General features: G+C 71.6%; 16 protein-coding genes and 1 riboswitch. Of the genes, 11 read left to right on the forward strand and 5 right to left on the reverse strand.

Translation table 11 applies throughout. The features are described from left to right. Window positions 1-302: 302 nt before the first annotated feature. The 3 genes from ABWK59_RS22340 to ABWK59_RS22350 all read left to right on the forward strand — a co-directional run bounded on the left by ABWK59_RS22340 (window position 303) and on the right by ABWK59_RS22350 (window position 3,569). Window positions 303-1,502 carry a L,D-transpeptidase gene (locus ABWK59_RS22340; protein WP_354642388.1) on the forward strand — a complete coding sequence of 400 codons (1,200 nt, stop codon included), beginning with the start codon at window positions 303-305 and terminating at the stop codon, window positions 1,500-1,502. A gap of 200 nt (window positions 1,503-1,702) precedes the next feature. Then, entirely contained in the window at window positions 1,703-2,911 is a 1,209-nt protein-coding gene (locus tag ABWK59_RS22345) for a L,D-transpeptidase (protein ID WP_354642389.1), read from the forward strand. A 115-nt stretch (window positions 2,912-3,026) separates the two neighbouring features. Continuing rightward, complete coding sequence (locus tag ABWK59_RS22350; protein WP_354642390.1) at window positions 3,027-3,569, forward strand: ATP-binding protein; 543 nt, start codon at window positions 3,027-3,029, stop codon at window positions 3,567-3,569. 290 nt (window positions 3,570-3,859) lie between these two features. Here the strand turns inward: ABWK59_RS22350 and ABWK59_RS22355 are convergent, their stop codons facing one another. The 5 genes from ABWK59_RS22355 to gcvT form a co-directional block, all read right to left on the reverse strand. Then, complete coding sequence (locus tag ABWK59_RS22355; protein ID WP_354642391.1) at window positions 3,860-4,288, reverse strand: DUF2809 domain-containing protein; 429 nt, start codon at window positions 4,286-4,288, stop codon at window positions 3,860-3,862. After that, a complete protein-coding gene (locus ABWK59_RS22360; protein ID WP_354642392.1) occupies window positions 4,282-5,649 on the reverse strand; it encodes an L-serine ammonia-lyase in 1,368 nt (455 codons plus the stop codon). Before ABWK59_RS22360 ends, ABWK59_RS22355 begins: the two co-directional genes overlap by 7 nt. Before the next feature lie 158 nt (window positions 5,650-5,807). Further along, the gene (gene glyA, locus ABWK59_RS22365) at window positions 5,808-7,076 is read right to left on the reverse strand and encodes a serine hydroxymethyltransferase (protein ID WP_354642393.1); all 1,269 of its coding nucleotides are present in this window, start codon (window positions 7,074-7,076) and stop codon (window positions 5,808-5,810) included. A gap of 132 nt (window positions 7,077-7,208) precedes the next feature. Continuing rightward, window positions 7,209-7,583: a glycine cleavage system protein GcvH gene (gene gcvH, locus ABWK59_RS22370; protein ID WP_354642394.1), complete on the reverse strand. Its 375-nt coding sequence runs from the start codon at window positions 7,581-7,583 to the stop codon at window positions 7,209-7,211. Window positions 7,584-7,684: 101 nt separating this feature from the next. Continuing rightward, window positions 7,685-8,803 (reverse strand): glycine cleavage system aminomethyltransferase GcvT, encoded by a 1,119-nt coding sequence (gcvT, locus tag ABWK59_RS22375; RefSeq protein WP_354642395.1) that lies wholly within the window; start codon window positions 8,801-8,803, stop codon window positions 7,685-7,687. 153 nt (window positions 8,804-8,956) lie between these two features. After that, window positions 8,957-9,062: riboswitch (glycine riboswitch) on the reverse strand. Between the two features lie 220 nt (window positions 9,063-9,282). Here gcvT and ABWK59_RS22380 point away from each other — a divergent pair. From ABWK59_RS22380 to ABWK59_RS22415, 8 genes are all read left to right on the forward strand, one after another. Then, the gene (locus ABWK59_RS22380) at window positions 9,283-10,080 is read left to right on the forward strand and encodes an enhanced serine sensitivity protein SseB C-terminal domain-containing protein (protein WP_354642396.1); all 798 of its coding nucleotides are present in this window, start codon (window positions 9,283-9,285) and stop codon (window positions 10,078-10,080) included. Between the two features lie 163 nt (window positions 10,081-10,243). Then, window positions 10,244-11,152, forward strand: a complete 909-nt coding sequence (locus ABWK59_RS22385) for an enhanced serine sensitivity protein SseB C-terminal domain-containing protein (RefSeq protein WP_420492828.1) — start codon at window positions 10,244-10,246, stop codon at window positions 11,150-11,152. Window positions 11,153-11,620: 468 nt separating this feature from the next. After that, on the forward strand, window positions 11,621-12,619 hold the full coding sequence (locus tag ABWK59_RS22390; protein WP_354642398.1) for an ABC transporter permease: 999 nt from the start codon (window positions 11,621-11,623) through the stop codon (window positions 12,617-12,619). Between the two features lie 114 nt (window positions 12,620-12,733). Further along, the gene (locus ABWK59_RS22395; protein ID WP_354642399.1) at window positions 12,734-14,503 is read left to right on the forward strand and encodes an ABC transporter substrate-binding protein; all 1,770 of its coding nucleotides are present in this window, start codon (window positions 12,734-12,736) and stop codon (window positions 14,501-14,503) included. Window positions 14,504-14,621: 118 nt separating this feature from the next. After that, window positions 14,622-15,620 carry an ABC transporter permease gene (locus ABWK59_RS22400; RefSeq protein ID WP_354642400.1) on the forward strand — a complete coding sequence of 333 codons (999 nt, stop codon included), beginning with the start codon at window positions 14,622-14,624 and terminating at the stop codon, window positions 15,618-15,620. Beyond that, window positions 15,617-16,678 (forward strand): ABC transporter ATP-binding protein, encoded by a 1,062-nt coding sequence (locus tag ABWK59_RS22405; protein WP_354642401.1) that lies wholly within the window; start codon window positions 15,617-15,619, stop codon window positions 16,676-16,678. The genes ABWK59_RS22400 and ABWK59_RS22405 overlap by 4 nt, the downstream gene beginning before the upstream one ends. Window positions 16,679-16,706: 28 nt before the next feature. Further along, entirely contained in the window at window positions 16,707-17,747 is a 1,041-nt protein-coding gene (locus ABWK59_RS22410; RefSeq protein ID WP_354642402.1) for an ABC transporter ATP-binding protein, read from the forward strand. Window positions 17,748-17,876: 129 nt separating this feature from the next. After that, complete coding sequence (locus ABWK59_RS22415; RefSeq protein WP_354642403.1) at window positions 17,877-18,680, forward strand: class I SAM-dependent methyltransferase; 804 nt, start codon at window positions 17,877-17,879, stop codon at window positions 18,678-18,680. Window positions 18,681-18,755 lie beyond the last annotated feature (75 nt).

The raw sequence follows: 18,755 nt of genomic DNA on the forward strand, positions 1-18,755 counted from the left end.
GAACCTGTTCCCGCACGCCGGGCGGCCGATGCCCCGGTCCGCTCCGTACGCGCGGCCGGTTCACCGAACCGGCACCCGCCTCCCCCTGAAGATTCACCCGGACGGCCCCGTTATTCTGACCTCCCGCGCGCCCCGCACCCGGCCTGTCCCGGTGCCCGCACGCGGATCTCAGCACGACCCGGTGCAACCGACCCGGGCGACAGGGCGTGTATGCGCTTGGGAATACCGGGAGGGGAAACACCGTGAAGGCGATACAGGCGGCCGACGCTGCGATAGGTCAGAACGCGGGCGTGACGAGGCGGATGCGGACCAGGCGTGCGGGTGTCGCGCTGCTCGTCGGCGGGGCGCTGCTGTTCAGCGCGGCCTGTTCGGAGGACAAGAAGGGCGACGCCTCGGCGGACGGCAACACCGCCGCCAGCGCCCCGGCCGGTGACGCCAGCGAGGCGCCCAAGGGCTCCACGGCCCAGCTGTCGGTCACGCCGGCGGACGGCGCGGTGGACGTGTCCCCGAGCGACGGCCTCAAGATCAGCGTGGCCAGCGGCAAGCTGACCAACGTCGAGGTGACCGACAAGAACGGCAAGGCGGTGCCCGGCGAGATCGCCGCCGACGGCCTGACCTGGAAGCCCAGCAGCCCCCTCACCGTCGGCATGGTCTACACGGTGAACGCGCAGGCCAAGGACGACAAGGGCCTGGTCGCCGCCTCCACCTCCTCCTTCACCACGCTGACCCCGGCGAAGACCGTCGCCACCAACGACAACATCGCCGACAACGGCACCTACGGTGTCGGCATGATCGTCTCGGTCGCCTTCAGCAAGCCGGTCAAGAACAAGGACGCGGTGCTCAAGGGCATCAGCTTCGAGACCAACAACGGCACCACGGTCAAGGGCCACTGGTTCGGCGACCGCCGTCTGGACTTCCGCCCCGAGGAGTACTGGAAGCCGGGCACCAAGGTGACCATCAAGTACCGGCTGAAGACCGTCGAGGTCTCCCCGGGCGTCTACGGCGACGTGGACAAGGACGAGCCCTTCACCATCGGCCGCTACCAGGTCAGCGTCGCGGACGCGTCGACCTTCAAGATGACCGTCACCAAGGGTGACGGCTCCAGCCAGGTCATCCCGATCACCACCGGCGACGCCAAGAACCCCTCCTGGAACGGCACCATGGTCGTCTCCAGCAAGGAGAAGGTGACCCGGATGAACTCCCAGACGGTCGGTCTCGGCGCGGAGTACGACATCGACGACGTGCCGCACGCGATGCGCCTGACCAACTCGGGCACCTTCGTGCACGGCAACTACTGGGCCAACCCGTTCGGCAAGTACAACGCCAGCCACGGCTGCATCTCGATGCAGGACACCAAGGGCGGCGACGACGCCTCGGTGGCCGGCAAGTTCTTCGCCAGCTCGATGATCGGCGACGTCATCAAGGTGCAGAACTCCAAGAGCGAGACGGTCAGCCCGGACAACGGCCTGAGCGGTTGGACCCTGCCCTGGAGCAAGTGGTAGTCCACCCCGCTCCACCGCCTCCCCGGCCCGGCCCGTTCCCCGCGAACGGGCCGGGCCGGCGGCTTTTCGGCGGACGTGTTGCCGGACCGTGACCGGAACTCGACGTCCGCGGCGCAACCTATCCGATGAACGGCACGTGTATAGATCGACGACCGCCGTCGGGGAGATGGCGGCGGCGTCGGTGAGATGGGGAGTACAGGGTGAAGTCGATACGCGGGGGGCTCGCGGTCGGGGCGCTCGGGGGAGCGCTGGTGCTCATGGTGGCCGGCTGCAGTTCCGGCGGGGGGAAGACCGCCGAGGGCGCTCCGGCGGGCGCGCCGAACGCCACCGCCGCCGCCAGGCCGGCCGTCTCGGCCGCGGTGGTCTCCATCGAACCGGCCAACGGCGCCGCCGACGTCAAGCCTTCGGGCGCGCTGAAGGTCTCGGTGGCCGGCGGCAAGCTGACCACCGTCAAGGTGACCGGGCCGGACGGCAAGGAGGTGCCCGGCGCGCTCGCCGCGGACGGCCTCAGCTGGCTCCCGGCGGACGCCCTCTCGGTCTCCAGCAAGTACCAGGTGAGCGCGCAGGCCGCCGACGCCGCCGGCACCGTGGCGACCGCCGAGAGCGGCTTCACCACGCTCACCCCGGCCAAGGAGGCCGACCCGCACGACAACATCGCCGACAACGAGACCTACGGCGTCGGCATGATCGTCTCCCTGGTGTTCAACAAGGACGTCAAGGAGAAGGCCGCGGTCGAGAAGGGTGTCACCTTCGAGACCTCCGACGGCACGGTGGTCAAGGGCCACTGGTTCGGCGACCGGCGGGTCGACTTCCGCCCGGAGAAGTACTGGAAGCCGGGCACCAAGGTGACGGTCAGGTACCGCCTCAAGGGCGTGGAGATCTCCCCCGGCGTGTACGGCGGGGTGGACCGCGACGAGCCCTTCAGCATCGGCCGCTCGCAGATCAGCACGGCCGACATGGCCACCGACCAGATGACCGTCGAGCGGGACGGCCAGGCCGCGGAGACCGTCCCGGTCACCGGCGGCAAGCCGGGCTTCGACACCTGGAACGGCACCATGGTGATCTCGGAGAAGTACGAATCCACCCGGATGACGTCCCGTGGTGTCACCACCCCCGGATCGGGTGACGAGTACGACATCGACGACGTGCCGCACGCGATGCGGCTGACCGACTCCGGCACCTTCGTGCACGGCAACTACTGGGGCCGCGGCGTCTTCGGGAAGAGCAACACCAGCCACGGCTGCGTCGGCATCTCCGACGCCAAGGGCGGCAGCGACGGCTCCCGCGCGGGCACGTTCTTCCACTCCTCGCTGGTCGGGGACGTGGTGACGGTGGTGAACTCCAAGAGCGACAAGGTCCGCCCGGACAACGGCCTGAGCGGCTGGAACCTCGACTGGAGCGCCTGGTAGCACGCCCGGCCCGCGGCGGTCCGGCCCCCGGGCCGTCGTGGCATATGCCAAGCGAATAGTGATCGTTTGGTCATTGTCCGTACGCACCCGCTCGCGTTCCGCGATGATGGGGCGCATGGCGGGATGGGGCGAAGCAGACCAGACGGCACACCGGCCCAAGGACGGCGCCGGCCAGGATGCGACGGGCGGCGGTCTCGCCCTAGCGGAGCTGGAGCGGCTGACCGCCGCGGAGCTGGAGCGGGCCTCGCTGGGCCGGCTCCGGGATCCGGCCGTCGACGAGGTCCGGCTGCCCTCCCGGCCGGAGTCGGCCGGGCTGGCCCGGCGGCTGGTGCTCTCCGTCCTGCAGTGCTGGGAGCTCCACCAGCACCTGGAGGTGGGGGAGTTACTCACCGGCGAGCTGGTCGCCAACGCCGTCCGGCACGCCGGCGGGCGGACGATCGGGCTCAAGCTCTGCCGGCGCCCCGGCTGGCTGAGGGTCGAGGTGCGGGACTCCTCCCGCGCCCTGCCCTGTCTGATCGTCGCCTCCGAGCCCTGTCACGAGACCGGCCACGGGCTGATCCTGGTGGACGTGCTCTCCGACCGCTGGGGCGCCGATCTGCTGCCCCGCGGCAAGGGGGTGTGGTTCGAGCTCCGGGTCCGGGAGCGCGCCGGGCACTGACCGTCGTCCCCAGCCTGTGGACGGATTCGCCGGCGGGTCCGGATACGCGCAGGGCCCCCGGTCCGTCGTGATCGACGCGGGGGCCCCTGCAGGTCACCGCCGGCCAAGGGGGTGCGTGCCGACCGGTGGAACGGCCGAACCGGGTCAAGGGAGGCCGTGGATCACGCCGGGCACGGTGTGCCCGACCCGCTCGACTATGGCACGGCCTTACCAGGTGGGCAAATTGGATCCGAAGGTTTGCCGTCCAGTTCACCTTCGGTGTGGTTTTTGATCCGGTTCTGAACCTTTGATTACGGGCTCCCTTGCGGAGGGCCTCCTGATCGGCCTCCTGATGGCCCACCTGATGGGCCGGCGGCCCGGTGGAGCAGCAGGCAGCCGGCCGCCGCGAGGGCGTAGCAGAGCAGGTCCGGGGCGTTGAAGGTGGAGCCCAGCACCAGGCGGGCCGCCGTACTGTGCCGGGACAGCTCCGTCGGCACCCCGGTGAGCTGGAGGAACTCCACCGCCCAGCTGACCGCCAGCGCGAGGGCCGCGGCCGCCCGGGGCCGCAGCCCGGGAGCGGCCAGCACCACCAGCGCGTACACCAGCACGGTGTAGAGGGCGTCCCCGGCGTACTTGGCAAGGTCGCCGGCCGCCAGGGCCCGGACGCCGAGCCCGGCCGCGACGGTGGCCGCCGCGGCCGCGGCGGCCAGTGCCCGGGTGCGCGTCCGAGTGGTCAGCACTCGATGACGTTGACGGCGAGGCCGCCGCGCGAGGTCTCCTTGTACTTGACCTTCATGTCGGCGCCGGTCTCCTTCATGGTCTTGATCGCCTTGTCCAGGGAGACGTGGTGCCGGCCGTCGCCGCGCAGCGCCATCCGGGCCGCCGTGACGGCCTTGACCGAGGCCATGCCGTTGCGCTCGATGCACGGGATCTGGACCAGGCCGCCGACCGGGTCGCAGGTGAGCCCCAGGTTGTGCTCGATGCCGATCTCGGCGGCGTTCTCGACCTGCTCGGGGGTGCCGCCGAGCACCTCGGCGAGCCCGCCGGCGGCCATCGAGCAGGCCGAGCCGACCTCGCCCTGGCAGCCGACCTCGGCGCCGGAGATCGAGGCGTTCTCCTTGAACAGCATGCCGATCGCGCCGGCCGCGAGCAGGAACCGGACGATGCCGTCCTCGTCCGCGCCCGGGATGAAGTTGAGGTAGTAGTGCAGGACGGCCGGGATGATGCCGGCCGCACCGTTGGTCGGGGCGGTGACCACCCGGCGGCCGGAGGCGTTCTCCTCGTTCACCGCCATCGCGTAGAGGGTGACCCACTCCATCGCGTTGGCCGGGCCGATGCCCTCGGCGCGCAGCGCGCGGGCGGCCGCGGCGGCCCGGCGGCGGACCTTCAGGCCGCCCGGCAGGATGCCCTCGCGGGCCATGCCGGCCGCCACGCACTCCTGCATCACGGCCCAGATCTCCAGCAGCCCGGCCCGGATCTCCGCCTCGCTGCGCCAGGCCTTCTCGTTCTCCAGCATCAGGCCGGAGATGGACAGGCCGGTCTCCCGGGTGAGCCGCAGCAGCTCCTCGCCGGTGCGGAAGGGGTAGCGCAGCACGGTGTCGTCGGGCTTGACCCGGTCCGCGCCGATCGCGTCCTCGTCGACGACGAAGCCGCCGCCGACCGAGTAGTAGGTCTTCTCCAGCAGGGTGGCGCCGTCGGCGCCGAACGCCCACAGGGTCATGCCGTTGGCGTGGTACGGGAGGGTGCGGCGGCGGTGCAGGACGAGCTGGGTGTCCGGGTCGAAGGGGATCTCGTGGACGCCGAGGAGCTTGATCCGCTTCTCGGCGCGGATCCGCTCCACGTCCAGGTCGGCCCGGTCGACGTCGACCGTCCGCGGCGAGTTGTTCTCCAGGCCGAGCAGGACGGCCTTCGGGGTGCCGTGGCCGTGGCCGGTGGCGCCGAGCGAGCCGAACAGCTCGGCGCGGACGGCGGTGACCTCCGCCAGCAGGCCCTCCGACTTCAGGCGCCGGGCGAACATCCGCGCCGCGCGCATCGGCCCGACGGTGTGCGAGGAGGACGGCCCGATGCCGACGGAGAAGAGGTCGAAGACGCTGATGGCCACGGGGGACGTCCTTGTCTGGTCTCGTGGAGGACGAGCAGGTGTACACGGCGCGGGGCACCGCGCGCACTGTCCAGTGTGCGCGGTGCCCCGGGGTTCCAGCCGACCGGCCCCGGTGAGGCCGGTCACGTGGGGACGGTGGCCGCCCCCGCTTGCGGGACTTACAGCTCGGGGTAGAGCGGGAACTTGGCGGCCAGCGCGGTCACGCGGGCCTTGAGCGCGGTGGCCTTGGCCTCGTCGAAGCCCGGCAGCAGGGCCTCGGCGATGACGTCGGCGACCTCGCGGAAGTCCTCGGCCTGGAAGCCGCGGGTGGCCAGGGCCGGGGTGCCGATCCGCAGGCCGGAGGTGACCATCGGCGGGCGCGGGTCGTTCGGGACGGCGTTGCGGTTGACCGTGATGCCGACCTCGTGGAGGCGGTCCTCGGCCTGCTGGCCGTCCAGCTCGCTGTTGCGCAGGTCGACCAGGACCAGGTGGACGTCGGTGCCGCCGGACAGCACCGAGACGCCGGCCTCGACCGTGTCGGCCCTGAGCAGGCGCTCGGCGAGGATCTTGGCGCCCTCCAGGGTGCGGCGCTGGCGCTCCTTGAAGTCCTCCGAGGCGGCGACCTTGAAGGCCACGGCCTTGGCGGCGATCACGTGCTCCAGCGGACCGCCCTGCTGGCCGGGGAAGACCGCGGAGTTGATCTTCTTGGCGTGCTCGGCCTTGGACAGGATGACACCGCCGCGCGGGCCGCCCAGGGTCTTGTGGGTGGTGGTGGTGACCACGTCCGCGTACGGCACCGGCGAGGGGTGCAGGCCCGCCGCGACCAGGCCGGCGAAGTGGGCCATGTCCACCATCAGCAGGGCGCCGACCTCGTCCGCGACGCGGCGGAAGGCGGCGAAGTCCAGCTGGCGCGGGTAGGCGGACCAGCCGGCGATGATCAGCTTGGGCTGGTGCTCCTTGGCGAGGCGCTCGACCTCGGCCATGTCGACCTGGCCGGTCTTCTCGTCGACGTGGTAGGCGACCACGTTGTAGAGCTTGCCGGAGAAGTTGATCTTCATGCCGTGGGTCAGGTGACCGCCGTGGGCCAGGTTGAGGCCCAGGATGGTGTCGCCCGGCTGGATCAGCGCGAACATCGCGGCGGCGTTCGCCTGGGCGCCGGAGTGGGGCTGGACGTTGGCGTGCTCGGCGCCGAACAGCTCCTTGATCCGGTCGATGGCGATCTGCTCGACCACGTCGACGTGCTCGCAGCCGCCGTAGTAGCGGCGGCCGGGGTAGCCCTCGGCGTACTTGTTGGTCAGGACCGAACCCTGGGCCTCCATGACCGCCACGGGGGCGAAGTTCTCGGAGGCGATCATTTCGAGGGTGGTCTGCTGGCGGTGCAGCTCGGCGTCGACGGCGGCGGCGATCTCCGGGTCGAGCGCGTGGAGGGACTGGTTCAGAACCGTCATGAGTAGGTCTTCCCAATCGGGGCGGCGCGCAGCGCATTCCCTGGCGGGTGGCGGCGGGCGAGGGGTGGTCGGAGCGGGCTGGGGGCCGGCGGGGCGGCCGCCGCGCTGCGGCCGCCCCCGGGGTGCCGGCTGTCAGCCGTGGGTGAGCGCGGTGTACGCGTCGGCGTCGAGCATCTCGTCGGTGGCCTCGACGCGGACCTTGAACAGCCAGCCGCCCTCGAAGGGCTCGGAGTTCACCAGAGCCGGCTCGTCGATGACGGCCTGGTTGACCTCGGTGACCTCGCCGGTGGCGGGGGAGAAGAGGTCGCTGACCGACTTGGTGGACTCGAGCTCACCACAGGTCTCACCGGCGGTGACGGTGTCACCCACCTCGGGGAGCTGCACGTAGACGATGTCACCGAGGGCGTCGGCGGCGTGTTGGGTGATGCCGACCGTCGAGACACCGTCCTCGGCGGCGGTCAGCCACTCGTGCTCCTTGGTGTACTGCAGGTGCGTGGGGTTGCTCATGGCGTCATTCTCCAGGATCGCGGGAGGGTGGGGCGCAGCCGTCCGCTGAACGGACCGGGCCGGCGGGGGATGGCGGAGGGACGGGCGCGGAGCCCGCGGGCTCAGCGAGCGCGCTTGTAGAAGGGCAGCGCGACGACCTCGACCGGCTCGTGCTTGCCGCGGACGTCGACCGCGACGGCGGTGCCGGGGGCGGCGTGGGCCGCGTCCACGTACGCGATGGCGATCGGCTTGCCCAGGGTCGGGGAGGGGGAGCCGGAGGTGATCCGGCCGATCGGCTCGCCGTCCGCGGAGACCACGGTGTACTCGGCGCGCGGCACCCGCTTGCCCTCGGACACCAGGCCGACCAGCTTGCGCGGGGGGTTGACCTCGGCCTGGGCGGCGGCCTCCTCCAGCGCCTTGCGGCCGACGAACTCGCCGCCGTTGGTGGTCTTGTCGAAGCGGACCACCCGGCCGAGCCCGGCGTCGAACGGGGTCAGGTCGGTGGACAGCTCGTGGCCGTACAGCGGCATGCCGGCCTCCAGGCGCAGCGTGTCGCGGCAGGACAGGCCACAGGGGACCAGGCCCTGGTCGGCGCCGGCCTCGGTGAGCGCCTGCCACAGGTGCTCGGCGTCGGCGGGGGCGCAGAAGATCTCGAAGCCGTCCTCGCCGGTGTAGCCGGTCCGGGCCAGCCAGACCTGGCGGCCGGCCACGGTGGCGGGCAGCAGCGCGTAGTACTTGAGGCCGGGCAGGTCGGCGTCGGTGACCGAGGTCAGGATGCCGTTGGCCTCGGGGCCCTGGACGGCCAGCAGCGCGTACGCGTCGCGGTCGTCGCGGACCTCGGCGTCGAAGCCGGCCGCGCGCTCGGTCAGCGCGTCCAGCACCACCTGGGCGTTGGAGGCGTTGGCGACGACCATGTACTCCTGCTCCGCGGTGCGGTACACGATCAGGTCGTCCAGGATGCCGCCGTCCTCGCGGCAGATCATGGTGTAGCGGGCGCGCAGCACGCCGAGCGCCGAGATGAAGCCGACCAGCGCGTGGTCCAGCAGCTCGCCGGCCTGCGGGCCGGAGACGGTGATCTCGCCCATGTGCGAGAGGTCGAACAGGCCGGCCCGGGTGCGGACGGCGAGGTGCTCCTCGCGCTCGCTGCCGTAGCGCAGCGGCATGTCCCAGCCGGCGAAGTCGGTCATGGTGGCACCGAGCGAGCGGTGCAGCGCGTCGAGCGCGGTGTGGCGGAGGGACATGACGGAAGGACTCCTTGGCTGCTCGTGGGCATGCGTGGGGTGGAGTCTCCCCGTCTGTCGTCACAACCTGAGAGCTTCACCGCCTTCCTCCAGGATGGCGGCTTGCACCGTGGGTGGGCGCACGGCACGGCCGTGTCCACTTTCCAGATGTGCCTCGCCCACGCGGTATGGGTGCCTGAGAGATTCCGGGGAGGACTTGCTCCTTCGGCGCCGGGTGCGCCCCTCGGCGGGGCGTTCCGGACTCTCCCGCGCGGGTTCGATCGGCCGGTATGAAGTTTGGGCGGGCTCATCATGGCATGCCCGGGGACCGGGTGGGGAGAGGGGGCCGGACTCCGGGTCCGCGGCGGTCCGCTCCCGGTCCGCCGTGATCCGCCCCCGGTTCGCCCCCGATCCGCCCCCGATCCGCCCCCGGCGGCGGCGCGCGGCGGGCCCGCGCGCCGATACCCTTGCACCCAGGGATCGATCAGGAGGGGTGGTACATGGGCTTCCCGGTGGGTGGTGCGGCGCCCGAGGGCGGGAGCTGGCCGGCCAACGAGCTGGAGCAGGTGCTCACCGCGGCGCTCGGTGACCCGGGCGCGACGCCCCGGGTGATCGAGGTGCTGGCGCGCAGCCAGGTGTGGATCCCGCTGCCGGCGGGCGCGGACCCGCAGGGCGGTTCGCTGGACCTGCCCACGCTGGAGCTGGGCGGCGCCCCGTACGTCCCGGTGTTCTCCTCCCAGGAGCAGTTCCTGCAGCACGCGCCCGGGATGGCCTTCGCGATCGCGCCGATGTGGGAGTTCGCCCGCGGGCTGCCGCTGGGCATCGGGATCGCGGTCAACCCGGAGGCGCCGGTGGGCATCCCGGTGCCCCCCGAGGGTGTCGGCGAGCTGCGCCGCGGCCCGCGCGGGGACCGCTGGTCCGGCGACGGCGGCGCGCCCGGTGAGGGCGGCGAGGCGGTCCCCGAGGGGGCCCGGGTGGCCCTCAAGGAGCCCTCCGCGCACCAGGAGCCGTTCGCCTTCCTCGCTGCCGCTACCACAGAACTCGCGGCGCTGCCAGGAGTGTTGACGGCACGTCGGGCGCTGGCCAAGGTGGAGGGCGAGGCCACTCTGCTGTACGTGGGCGTCCAGCTCGACCCCCAGGCCCCCGCCGAGCCCGCCGCGGTGAACGAGGCGCTCGGCCGGGCCCTCGGAACCGCGCCGCCGAGCTGGGGCGTCCACCTGGTGCTGCTCGACCTGGTCGAGGACCCGGTGGTCGACTGGCTGCTCACCCAGGTGCCGCCGTTCTACGTCCGGCCCTGAGCGGCCGGCGGCGGTTCGGACACGCCCGGGGTCGGCGGGACGGGTGGGGCCGATGGTGACCGCCCGGTAGGGGGACGGCGGCATGACGCGTGTCGGCCCGGCCCAATAGGGTTGCTGCCGACAGCCCACCATGGCAGCCGGAGAGACGACGGAAGAGGGCGACGTGACGGGAGCATCGGGCGACCCGGGCGCGATCGAGCGCGCCCTCAGAGAGGTCGCACCGGAGCGTTTCGAGGCCTACGAGACGCTGCTGCGCGCTCTCGCCGAGGGTCGGGTCTGGATGCTGCTCTGGCACGGCACCCCCGGCAGCCCCGACGCCCAGTACGGGAACATGGAGGTCGGCGGCCACGGCTACGCCCCCTGCGTCACCTCCCCCGAGCAGCTCGCCGCCAGCGGCTGGGCCCGCGGCCACGAGGTGATCACCGGGCTGGAGATCGCCGCCGCGCTCTACCGCACCCGCTGGGGCCTGTGGCTCGACCCGCACGTCCCCGGCGGCGGCGTGGGCATCCCCTGGGCCGACCTGCGCCGGATCGCGGTCGGCCTGGACCGGCTGCCGGCCGGCCCGCTGCGGCTCGGCGAACCCCAGGTGCAGGCCGCGCAGTTCTACGGGGTGCTGGAACGTCAGGCCGGCGAGGTCCGCCCGCTGCGCTCGCTGCGCCGGGTCTGGGTCCAACCCGCCCTGGGCGAGCCCTACCTGGCGATCGGTCTGGACCTGTACGACACCTCGCCGCCGGCCGTCGAGGCCGCCCGCGCCCTGGTCCAGCGGGCCGCCGTGCACGCCCCGGAGGGGCTGGCGGTCTCCACCGTGCTGATGGCGGACGAGTTCGACCCGGTGGCGATGTGGCTGTGGGCCAACGCCCGGCCGATCTTCGACCGCGAGGCGCACTTCGGCCGCCCGCAGGGCGCACCCCAGCCCGCGCCGCAGCCCGCCCCCTACCCGGCGTACGGCTACCCGGTGCCGGGTCAGGGCGGCCCGGCGACGCACGCCCCGGGCCCGCACACGCAGGCCCCGGGCGCCCAGCCGCCCCAGGGCTGGCCGCAGCAGCCGTGGCAGGGCTACCCGGGCCGCTGAGTTCGTTCCCGATCCTTTTCGCCGTGGCATTTTCCCGCCACTGGCGGTCTCCCGTCAGCGAGTGCCTTGACGTGCGGGTAACTCCCGTGTGAAGAGCGCCATTCGGGCAAATCAGCCCTGCATGTCGACAGATCACAGTTGGGCATCCTTCGGTTGTCAGGTCTGGCGTAAGCGCGCTCGCATGACAGAGAGTTCTGCGCAACGCGGTGCGCGGTTCGAAACCCCACGAAGGTGAACGCGCGTCGTGGGCCGCTGAATTGCGCGATGTGCATGCCGCGCGACAGCAAACCGCACCCCGAATACGAACTCTGCACCGCCGCACCGGCCAACGGAACCACCGCACCGCTCTGCATCGCACCGTCGCGTACCCGGACCGAACGAGGTCCGTGCCCTGACCGGGCCCGGACCGCCTCGTCGGAGCCGGACACCGTGGGCCGGCCACCGTCGGCGAGGGGAACGAACTGACTCATGACCACACCCATCGAGACCACCGGCTCCGCGACCGAGGTGCCGCCCGGGTCACCGCTCGCGGACGCCCCGGCCAAGAAGATCGAGGGACGGTCGCCCGGCAGGATCGCCTGGGACCGCCTCAAGCGCGACAAGGTCGCCCTCGCGGGCGGAGCCGTGGTCCTGCTGCTGATCGTCGTGGCGATCATCGCGCCGCTGCTGACCTCCCTGCTCGGCCACCCCATCGACGAGCCGCACCCTGACCAGATCGACCCCGACCTGGGTCTCCCCAAGTACCCCTTCGGTGGTATGAGTGCGGACTACCTGCTCGGCGTCGACCCGACCTTCGGCCGCGACGTGTTCAGCCGCATCGTGTACGGTGCCCGCATCTCGCTGACCGTCGCCTTCCTGGCGGCCGGCGTCTCGGTGGTCATCGGCGTCGTGATGGGCGCGGCGGCCGGCTACTTCGGCGGCTGGATCGACGCCCTGATCAGCCGGGTCATGGAGGTGCTGCTGGCCTTCCCGCAGCTGCTGTTCTCCATCGCGCTGGTCTCGGTGATGCCCAACTCGCTGCTCGGACTGACCGGCAGCGGCGTGAGGATGGCCATCCTCGTCCTGGTCATCGGCTTCTTCGGCTGGCCCTACATCGGGCGCATCGTCAGAGGCCAGACCCTCTCCCTGCGGGAACGCGAGTTCGTGGACGCGGCCCGCAGCCTGGGCGCCGGCAGCGGCCACATCGTCTTCCGCGAGATGCTGCCCAACCTGGTGGCGCCGATCATCGTCTACACCACGCTGATCATCCCCACCAACATCCTCAGCGAGGCGGCCCTCAGCTTCCTCGGCGCCGGTGTGAAGCCGCCGACCCCGTCCTGGGGCCAGATGCTCTCCGACGCCACCAAGATCTACCAGGTGGACCCGACCTACATGGTCATCCCCGGTCTCGCGATCTTCATCACGGTGCTGGCCTTCAACCTCTTCGGTGACGGCCTGCGCGACGCGCTCGACCCCAAGGGCAACTGAGCCCGCACTGTCCCAAGACCCGGCAGGGCTGCACAGCCCTGTCCACACCCCCACTGGGGCGCCGCCCCCGGCGGACCGTTCGGGCCCGCACATCATTTGGAGGATCCAGTACCCATGAAGCGAAACAGGACGCTCGCCGCTGCCGCGCTGGTGGCCACCCTGGCCCTCACCACCGCCGCGTGCGGTGGCACCAAGGGCGGCGGCACCAACGACGGCGCGAGCAAGGGCGCGGCGGGCGGCTTCAACGCTGCCGTGGACAAGGTGCTCAACCCCTCCGACAAGAAGGGCGGCACCCTCAACCTCTGGACCAGCACCGACGTCGACTCGCTCGACCCGGGCCGCGCCTACTACGCCTCCGTCTGGAACTACCAGCGCTACTACGCCCGCACCCTGCTCGCCTTCGACGGCAAGCCGGGCAAGGAGGGTCTGAAGCTGACGCCGGACCTGGCCGCCGCCCAGCCCGAGGTCTCCGCCGACGGCAAGACCTACACCTTCAAGCTGAAGAACGGCGTCAAGTTCGAGGACGGCTCGCCGATCACCTCGAAGGACGTCAAGTACGGCATCGAGCGCATCTTCGCCCAGGACGTCGTCGCCGGCGGCCCGACCTACCTGATCAACTCCCTCGACCAGGGCCAGGACTACAAGGGCCCCTACACCGACACCGACCCCGCCAAGATGGGTCTGAAGTCGGTCGAGACCCCGGACGACACCACCATCGTCTTCAAGCTGGCCAAGCCGGACTCCTCCTTCCCGTACCTGCTCGCCATGGGCTCGGCCTCGCCCGTCCCGCAGAAGTCGGACACCGGCTCCAAGTACGGTGACAAGCCGGTCTCCTCCGGCCCGTACAAGTTCAAGACCATCGAGCCCGGCAAGTCCTACGAGCTGGTCCGCAACGAGAACTGGGACCCGGCCACCGACCCGTTCCGCAAGGCCCTGCCGGACGTGGTCAAGCTGACCGTCACCAGCAACGCGGACGACATGGACGCCCGCCTGCTCGACGGCTCGATCGACCTGGACTTCGCCCAGACCGGCCTCTCCCAGGCCGCCCAGGCCAAGGTCCTGACCGACCAGAAGCTCAAGGCCAACACGGACAACCCGTACAACGGCTTCATCCGCTACATCGCGCTGGTCCCGGCCGTCGCGCCGTTCGACAACGAGCACTGCCGCAAGGCCGTCCTGTACGCGGCCGACCCGACCGCGCTGCAGACCGCCCGCGGCGGCAACTCGGCCGGCTCGATCTACGGCTCGATGCTGCCCCCGAACATCCTCGGCTCCGACGACTACGACCCGTTCGGCCTGACCAAGGGCAAGCCGAACGTGGACAAGGCGAAGGAGGAGCTGAAGGCCTGCGGCAAGCCGGACGGCTTCAAGACCACCATCGCGGTCCGCAGCAACAAGGCCAAGGAGGTCAACTCCGCCGTCGCGCTGCAGACCTCGCTGAAGGCCGTGGGCATCGACGCCGCCGTCGACCAGTACGACGGCAAGCTGCTCGCCTCGGTGGCCGGTGCGCCGGACGTCGTGCACAGCAAGGGCTACGGCCTGATCGTCGCCGGCTGGGGCGCCGACTTCCCGAACGGCGCCGGCTACATGCAGCCCCTGATGGACGGCCGCTTCATCACCGCCACCGGCAACAGCAACTACCCGGAGACCAAGGACCCCGAGGTCGACGCGCTGTTCGACCAGGCCTCCGCCGAGAAGGACCCGGCCAAGGCGGCGGAGATCTACAAGAAGATCAACCACAAGGTCACCGACAGCGCGGTGTACCTGCCGATCGTCGCGGACAAGGCGCTCAACTACCGCAACCCGCGCCTGACCAACGTCTACATCAACGACGCCTTCGGCGAGGTGGACTTCCAGGCCCTCGGCGTCTCCGACGGCAAGTGACCTGACCTCCCGGCTCCCGTAAGAACAGCTAGTCCGAAGGGCAGGTGAAGGCTCCGCCCGGGCCGGCCGGGGACCCCTACCGGGGCTCCCCGGCCGGCCCGGGGCGGGGCCGACCGCAGTGCTCGTGTATTTCATCCGACGGCTCGTGAACGTCGTCGCCATGCTCCTGGTGGTCGCCGCGGTCACCTTCGGCATCTTCTTCATGGTGCCGAAACTGACCGGCACCGACCCGGCCCTGCTCTACGTCGGCAAGATCGCCGACGCGGCCGCGGTCGAGGGCATCCGCCACAAGATGGGCCTCGACAAGTCGATCGTCGAGCAGTTCCTGCTCTTCCTCCAGGGCCTGTTCGCCGGGCGCGACTACAGCACCGGTGTGGACGTCACGCACTGCGCCGCCCCGTGCTTCGGCTACTCCTTCAAGACCGAGCAGGAGGTGTGGCCCGTCCTGATCGACCGGCTCGGCGTCACCGCCTCGCTCGCCGTCGGCGCCGCCGTCCTGTGGCTGGTGTTCGGCACCCTGACCGGCGTGGTCTCCGCCCTCAAGCGGCGCACCCTGCTGGACCGGTTCACGATGACCACGGCCCTCGCCGGCGTCTCGCTGCCGATCTACTTCACCGGCATGCTGGCCAGCGCGATCTTCGTGTACCAGCTCGGCTGGTTCCCGCACGACTACGTCGAGTTCGCGGTGGACCCGGTCGCCTGGTTCCAGAACCTGGTGCTGCCGTGGATCACCCTGGCGTTCCTGTACGCCGCCACCTACGCCCGGCTCACCCGCGCCACCCTGCTGGAGGTGCTCGGCGAGGACTACATCCGCACCGCCCGGGCCAAGGGCCTCGGCGAGCGCACGGTCATCGGCAAGCACGCCATGCGCTCCACCCTGACGCCGATCCTCACCGTCTTCGGCATGGACCTCGGCGGACTGATCGGCGGCGCGGTGCTCACCGAGTCCACGTTCAACTTCCGCGGCCTCGGCTACGAGGCGGTCGCCGCGATCAGCTCCAGCGACCTCCCGGTGATCATGGGCGTGACGCTCTTCGCCGGTTTCTTCATCATCCTGGCCAACCTGCTGGTCGATGTTCTCTACGCCGTTGTCGATCCCCGGGTGAGGCTGTCATGAGCAAGGAAGACCTGAGCAAGGGCGACAAGCCCTTCCTCTCGGTGCGGGACCTGCGGGTGCACTTCCCGACCGAGGACGGCCTGGTCAAGTCGGTGGACGGCCTGACCTTCGACCTGGAGAAGGGCAAGACGCTCGGCATCGTCGGCGAGTCCGGCTCCGGCAAGTCCGTCACCTCGCTGTCGATCATGGGCCTGCACCGCACCGGCACCAAGCGCGGCGCTCCGAGGATCTCCGGCGAGATCTGGCTGGACGGCGAGGAGCTGATCGGCGCCGACGCCGACCGGGTCCGCAAGCTGCGCGGCCAGAAGATGGCGATGATCTTCCAGGACCCGCTGACCGCGATGCACCCCTACTTCACGGTCGGCGCCCAGATCGTCGAGGGCTACCGCGCCCACCACCCCGGCGCCTCCAAGAAGGAGGCCCGCAAGCGGGCGATCGAGATGCTCGACCGGGTCGGCATCCCGCAGCCCGACAAGCGGGTGGACTCCTACCCGCACGAGTTCTCCGGCGGCATGCGCCAGCGCGCGATGATCGCCATGGCCCTGGTCAACGACCCGTCGCTGCTGATCGCCGACGAGCCGACCACCGCGCTCGACGTCACCGTCCAGGCCCAGATCCTCGACCTGATCCGGGACCTGCAGCAGGAGTTCGGCTCGGCCGTCATCATCATCACGCACGACCTCGGCGTGGTGGCCGAACTGGCCGACGACATCCTGGTGATGTACGGCGGCAAGTCCATCGAGCGCGGCCCCGCGGCCACCCTCTTCGAGGCCCCCGAGCACCCCTACACCTGGGGCCTGCTCGGCTCGATGCCCCGGCTCGACCGCGAACTCCAGGACCGGCTCGTCCCGGTCAAGGGCACCCCGCCGAGCCTGATCAACGTGCCGTCCGGCTGTGCCTTCCACCCGCGCTGCCCGTACGCCGAGCTGACCGGCGGACGCTCCACCACCGAGCTGCCCGTGCTGGCCGAGGCCGCGCCCCGGCACTACGCCGCCTGCCACCTGCCGATCGCCGAACGCCACCGGATCTTCGCCGAAGAGATCGCGCCCCGGCTGTGAGCACGCACCACCTTTTTGGAGAGAACCGATGACGGACTCATCGACGGCGACGATCCCGGCACCCACGCCCGCGCCCGACCGCGAGCCGCTGCTCCGGGTGACCGGCCTGACCCGGCACTTCCCCGTCACCAAGGGCCTGCTGCGGCGCCAGGTCGCGGCGGTCCGCGCGGTGGACGGCATCGACCTGTCGGTCAACGCCGGCGAGACCCTCGGCGTGGTCGGCGAGTCCGGCTGCGGCAAGTCCACGATGGGCCGCCTGGTCACCCGGCTCGACGAGCCCACCGGCGGGAAGATCGAGTTCGAGGGCACCGACATCACCCACCTCGGGGTCCGGGCGATGCGGCCGCTGCGCCGCGACATCCAGATGATCTTCCAGGACCCGTACTCCTCGCTGAACCCGCGGCACACCGTCGGCACCATCGTCGGCGCGCCGTTCCGGCTGCAGAAGGTGGCCACCGAGGGCGGTGTGAAGAAGGCCGTGCAGGAGCTGCTGGAGCTCTGCGGCCTCAGCCCCGAGCACTACAACCGCTACCCGCACGAGTTCTCCGGCGGCCAGCGGCAGCGCATCGGCATCGCCCGGGCGCTGGCGCTCAAGCCCAAGATGATCGTCGCGGACGAGCCGGTCTCCGCCCTGGACGTCTCCATCCAGGCCCAGGTCGTCAACCTCCTCGACGACCTCCAGCAGGAGCTCGGCCTGACGTACCTGATCATCGCGCACGACCTCTCGGTGGTCCGGCACGTCTCCGACCGGGTCGCGGTGATGTACCTCGGCAAGGTGGTCGAGGTGGCCGACCGGGACTCGCTCTACTCCTCGCCGATGCACCCGTACACCAACGCGCTGATGTCGGCCGTCCCGGTGCCGGACCCGCGGCGCAAGGAGACCGGCGGCGGCCGGGAGCGGATCCTGCTCACCGGCGACGTCCCCTCGCCGCTCAACCCCCCGAGCGGCTGCCGCTTCCGCACCCGCTGCTGGAAGGCCCAGGACATCTGCGCCACCGAGCAGCCCGCCCTGGTCGCCGCCAAGCCCGGCCACCAGGTCGCCTGCCACTTCCCGGAGGGCGGCGCGTAGCCGACCCGCAGCCCCGGGCGAGGGCCCTGCCGTCCCGGACGGCAGGGCCCTCGCCCGTGCTCCGGCGGCTGTGGGAGGGTGGGGGCGGCACGGCCGGACGACCATGTCGTGGCGGCTGAGGGAGACAGGATGACCAGCGGCGGTTTCGCCGAGTTCGAGCGGCGCGGGTGGGCCCGGCGCAGCGGCACCTACGACGGCGGGTTCGGCGCGATGACCGCGGCCGCGCACCGGCCGATGCTGGCCGCGGCGGGGGAGCTGGCCGGCTCCCGGGTGCTGGAGGTCGGCTGCGGCACCGGCCGGCTGGCCGCGCTGGCGGCCGACCGCGGCGCCGAGGTGGTGGCCACCGACGCGGTGGCCGGGATGGTGGAGGAGGCCGCGGCCGCCCTCCCCGGGATCCGGGTGCTGGAGGCCGCCCTGCCCGGACTTCCCTTCCCCGACGGGGAGTTCGACGCGGCACTGGGCGCCTTCGTGATCAACCACGTGCCCGATCCGCCGGCCGCCGCAGCAGACCTGCACCGGGTGCTCCGCCCCGGCGGCCGGACCGTCCTCACCTGCTGGGACGCGCTGGCCCGCAACCGCGCCCAGGGCGTCTTCTTCGACGCGGTGGCCGAGACCGGCGCCGCCCGCCCGGACGGCGTCCCGGACACCTCGCCGTTCGCCCGGTACGCCGGCGCCGAGGGGCTGGCCGGGCTGCTTCGCGCGGCCGGATTCACGGAGGTCCGGGTGGAGCGGCTGGAGTGGACCCACCGGGTCGACCCGGACCGCTGGTGGCACGCGGTGCTCGGCGGGACGGTGCTCACCTCCTCGCTGATCGAGGGCCAGCCGCCGCAGACCGTCCGCCGGATCCGGGCCGCCTACGACCGGCTCGCCGCCGGGTACCCGGAGGGCCTCCCGGTGGCGGCGCTGCTGGCGGTCGGCACCCGCCCGGCGTAGGCCCGGGCCCCGGGTCCGGTCGCCGGGGTCCTTCGGACGGCGCAGCCGTCGGCCGCACCTGTTGCGGGGCGGTCG

The sequence above is a fragment of the Kitasatospora sp. HUAS MG31 genome (assembly GCF_040571325.1).
GTDB lineage: Bacteria > Actinomycetota > Actinomycetes > Streptomycetales > Streptomycetaceae > Kitasatospora > Kitasatospora camelliae.

Bases quoted from the DNA above. Each gene is read 5' to 3' on its own strand.
- ABWK59_RS22340 (WP_354642388.1), top strand. From the start codon at position 303: ATGCGGACCAGGCGTGCGGGTGTCGCGCTGCTCGTCGGCGGGGCGCTG.
- ABWK59_RS22350 (WP_354642390.1), top strand. From the start codon at position 3,027: ATGGCGGGATGGGGCGAAGCAGACCAGACGGCACACCGGCCCAAGGAC.
- glyA (WP_354642393.1), bottom strand. From the start codon at position 7,076: ATGACGGTTCTGAACCAGTCCCTCCACGCGCTCGACCCGGAGATCGCC.
- gcvH (WP_354642394.1), bottom strand. From the start codon at position 7,583: ATGAGCAACCCCACGCACCTGCAGTACACCAAGGAGCACGAGTGGCTG.
- gcvT (WP_354642395.1), bottom strand. From the start codon at position 8,803: ATGTCCCTCCGCCACACCGCGCTCGACGCGCTGCACCGCTCGCTCGGT.
- ABWK59_RS22380 (WP_354642396.1), top strand. From the start codon at position 9,283: ATGGGCTTCCCGGTGGGTGGTGCGGCGCCCGAGGGCGGGAGCTGGCCG.
- ABWK59_RS22390 (WP_354642398.1), top strand. From the start codon at position 11,621: ATGACCACACCCATCGAGACCACCGGCTCCGCGACCGAGGTGCCGCCC.
- ABWK59_RS22395 (WP_354642399.1), top strand. From the start codon at position 12,734: ATGAAGCGAAACAGGACGCTCGCCGCTGCCGCGCTGGTGGCCACCCTG.
- ABWK59_RS22405 (WP_354642401.1), top strand. From the start codon at position 15,617: ATGAGCAAGGAAGACCTGAGCAAGGGCGACAAGCCCTTCCTCTCGGTG.
- ABWK59_RS22410 (WP_354642402.1), top strand. From the start codon at position 16,707: ATGACGGACTCATCGACGGCGACGATCCCGGCACCCACGCCCGCGCCC.
- ABWK59_RS22415 (WP_354642403.1), top strand. From the start codon at position 17,877: ATGACCAGCGGCGGTTTCGCCGAGTTCGAGCGGCGCGGGTGGGCCCGG.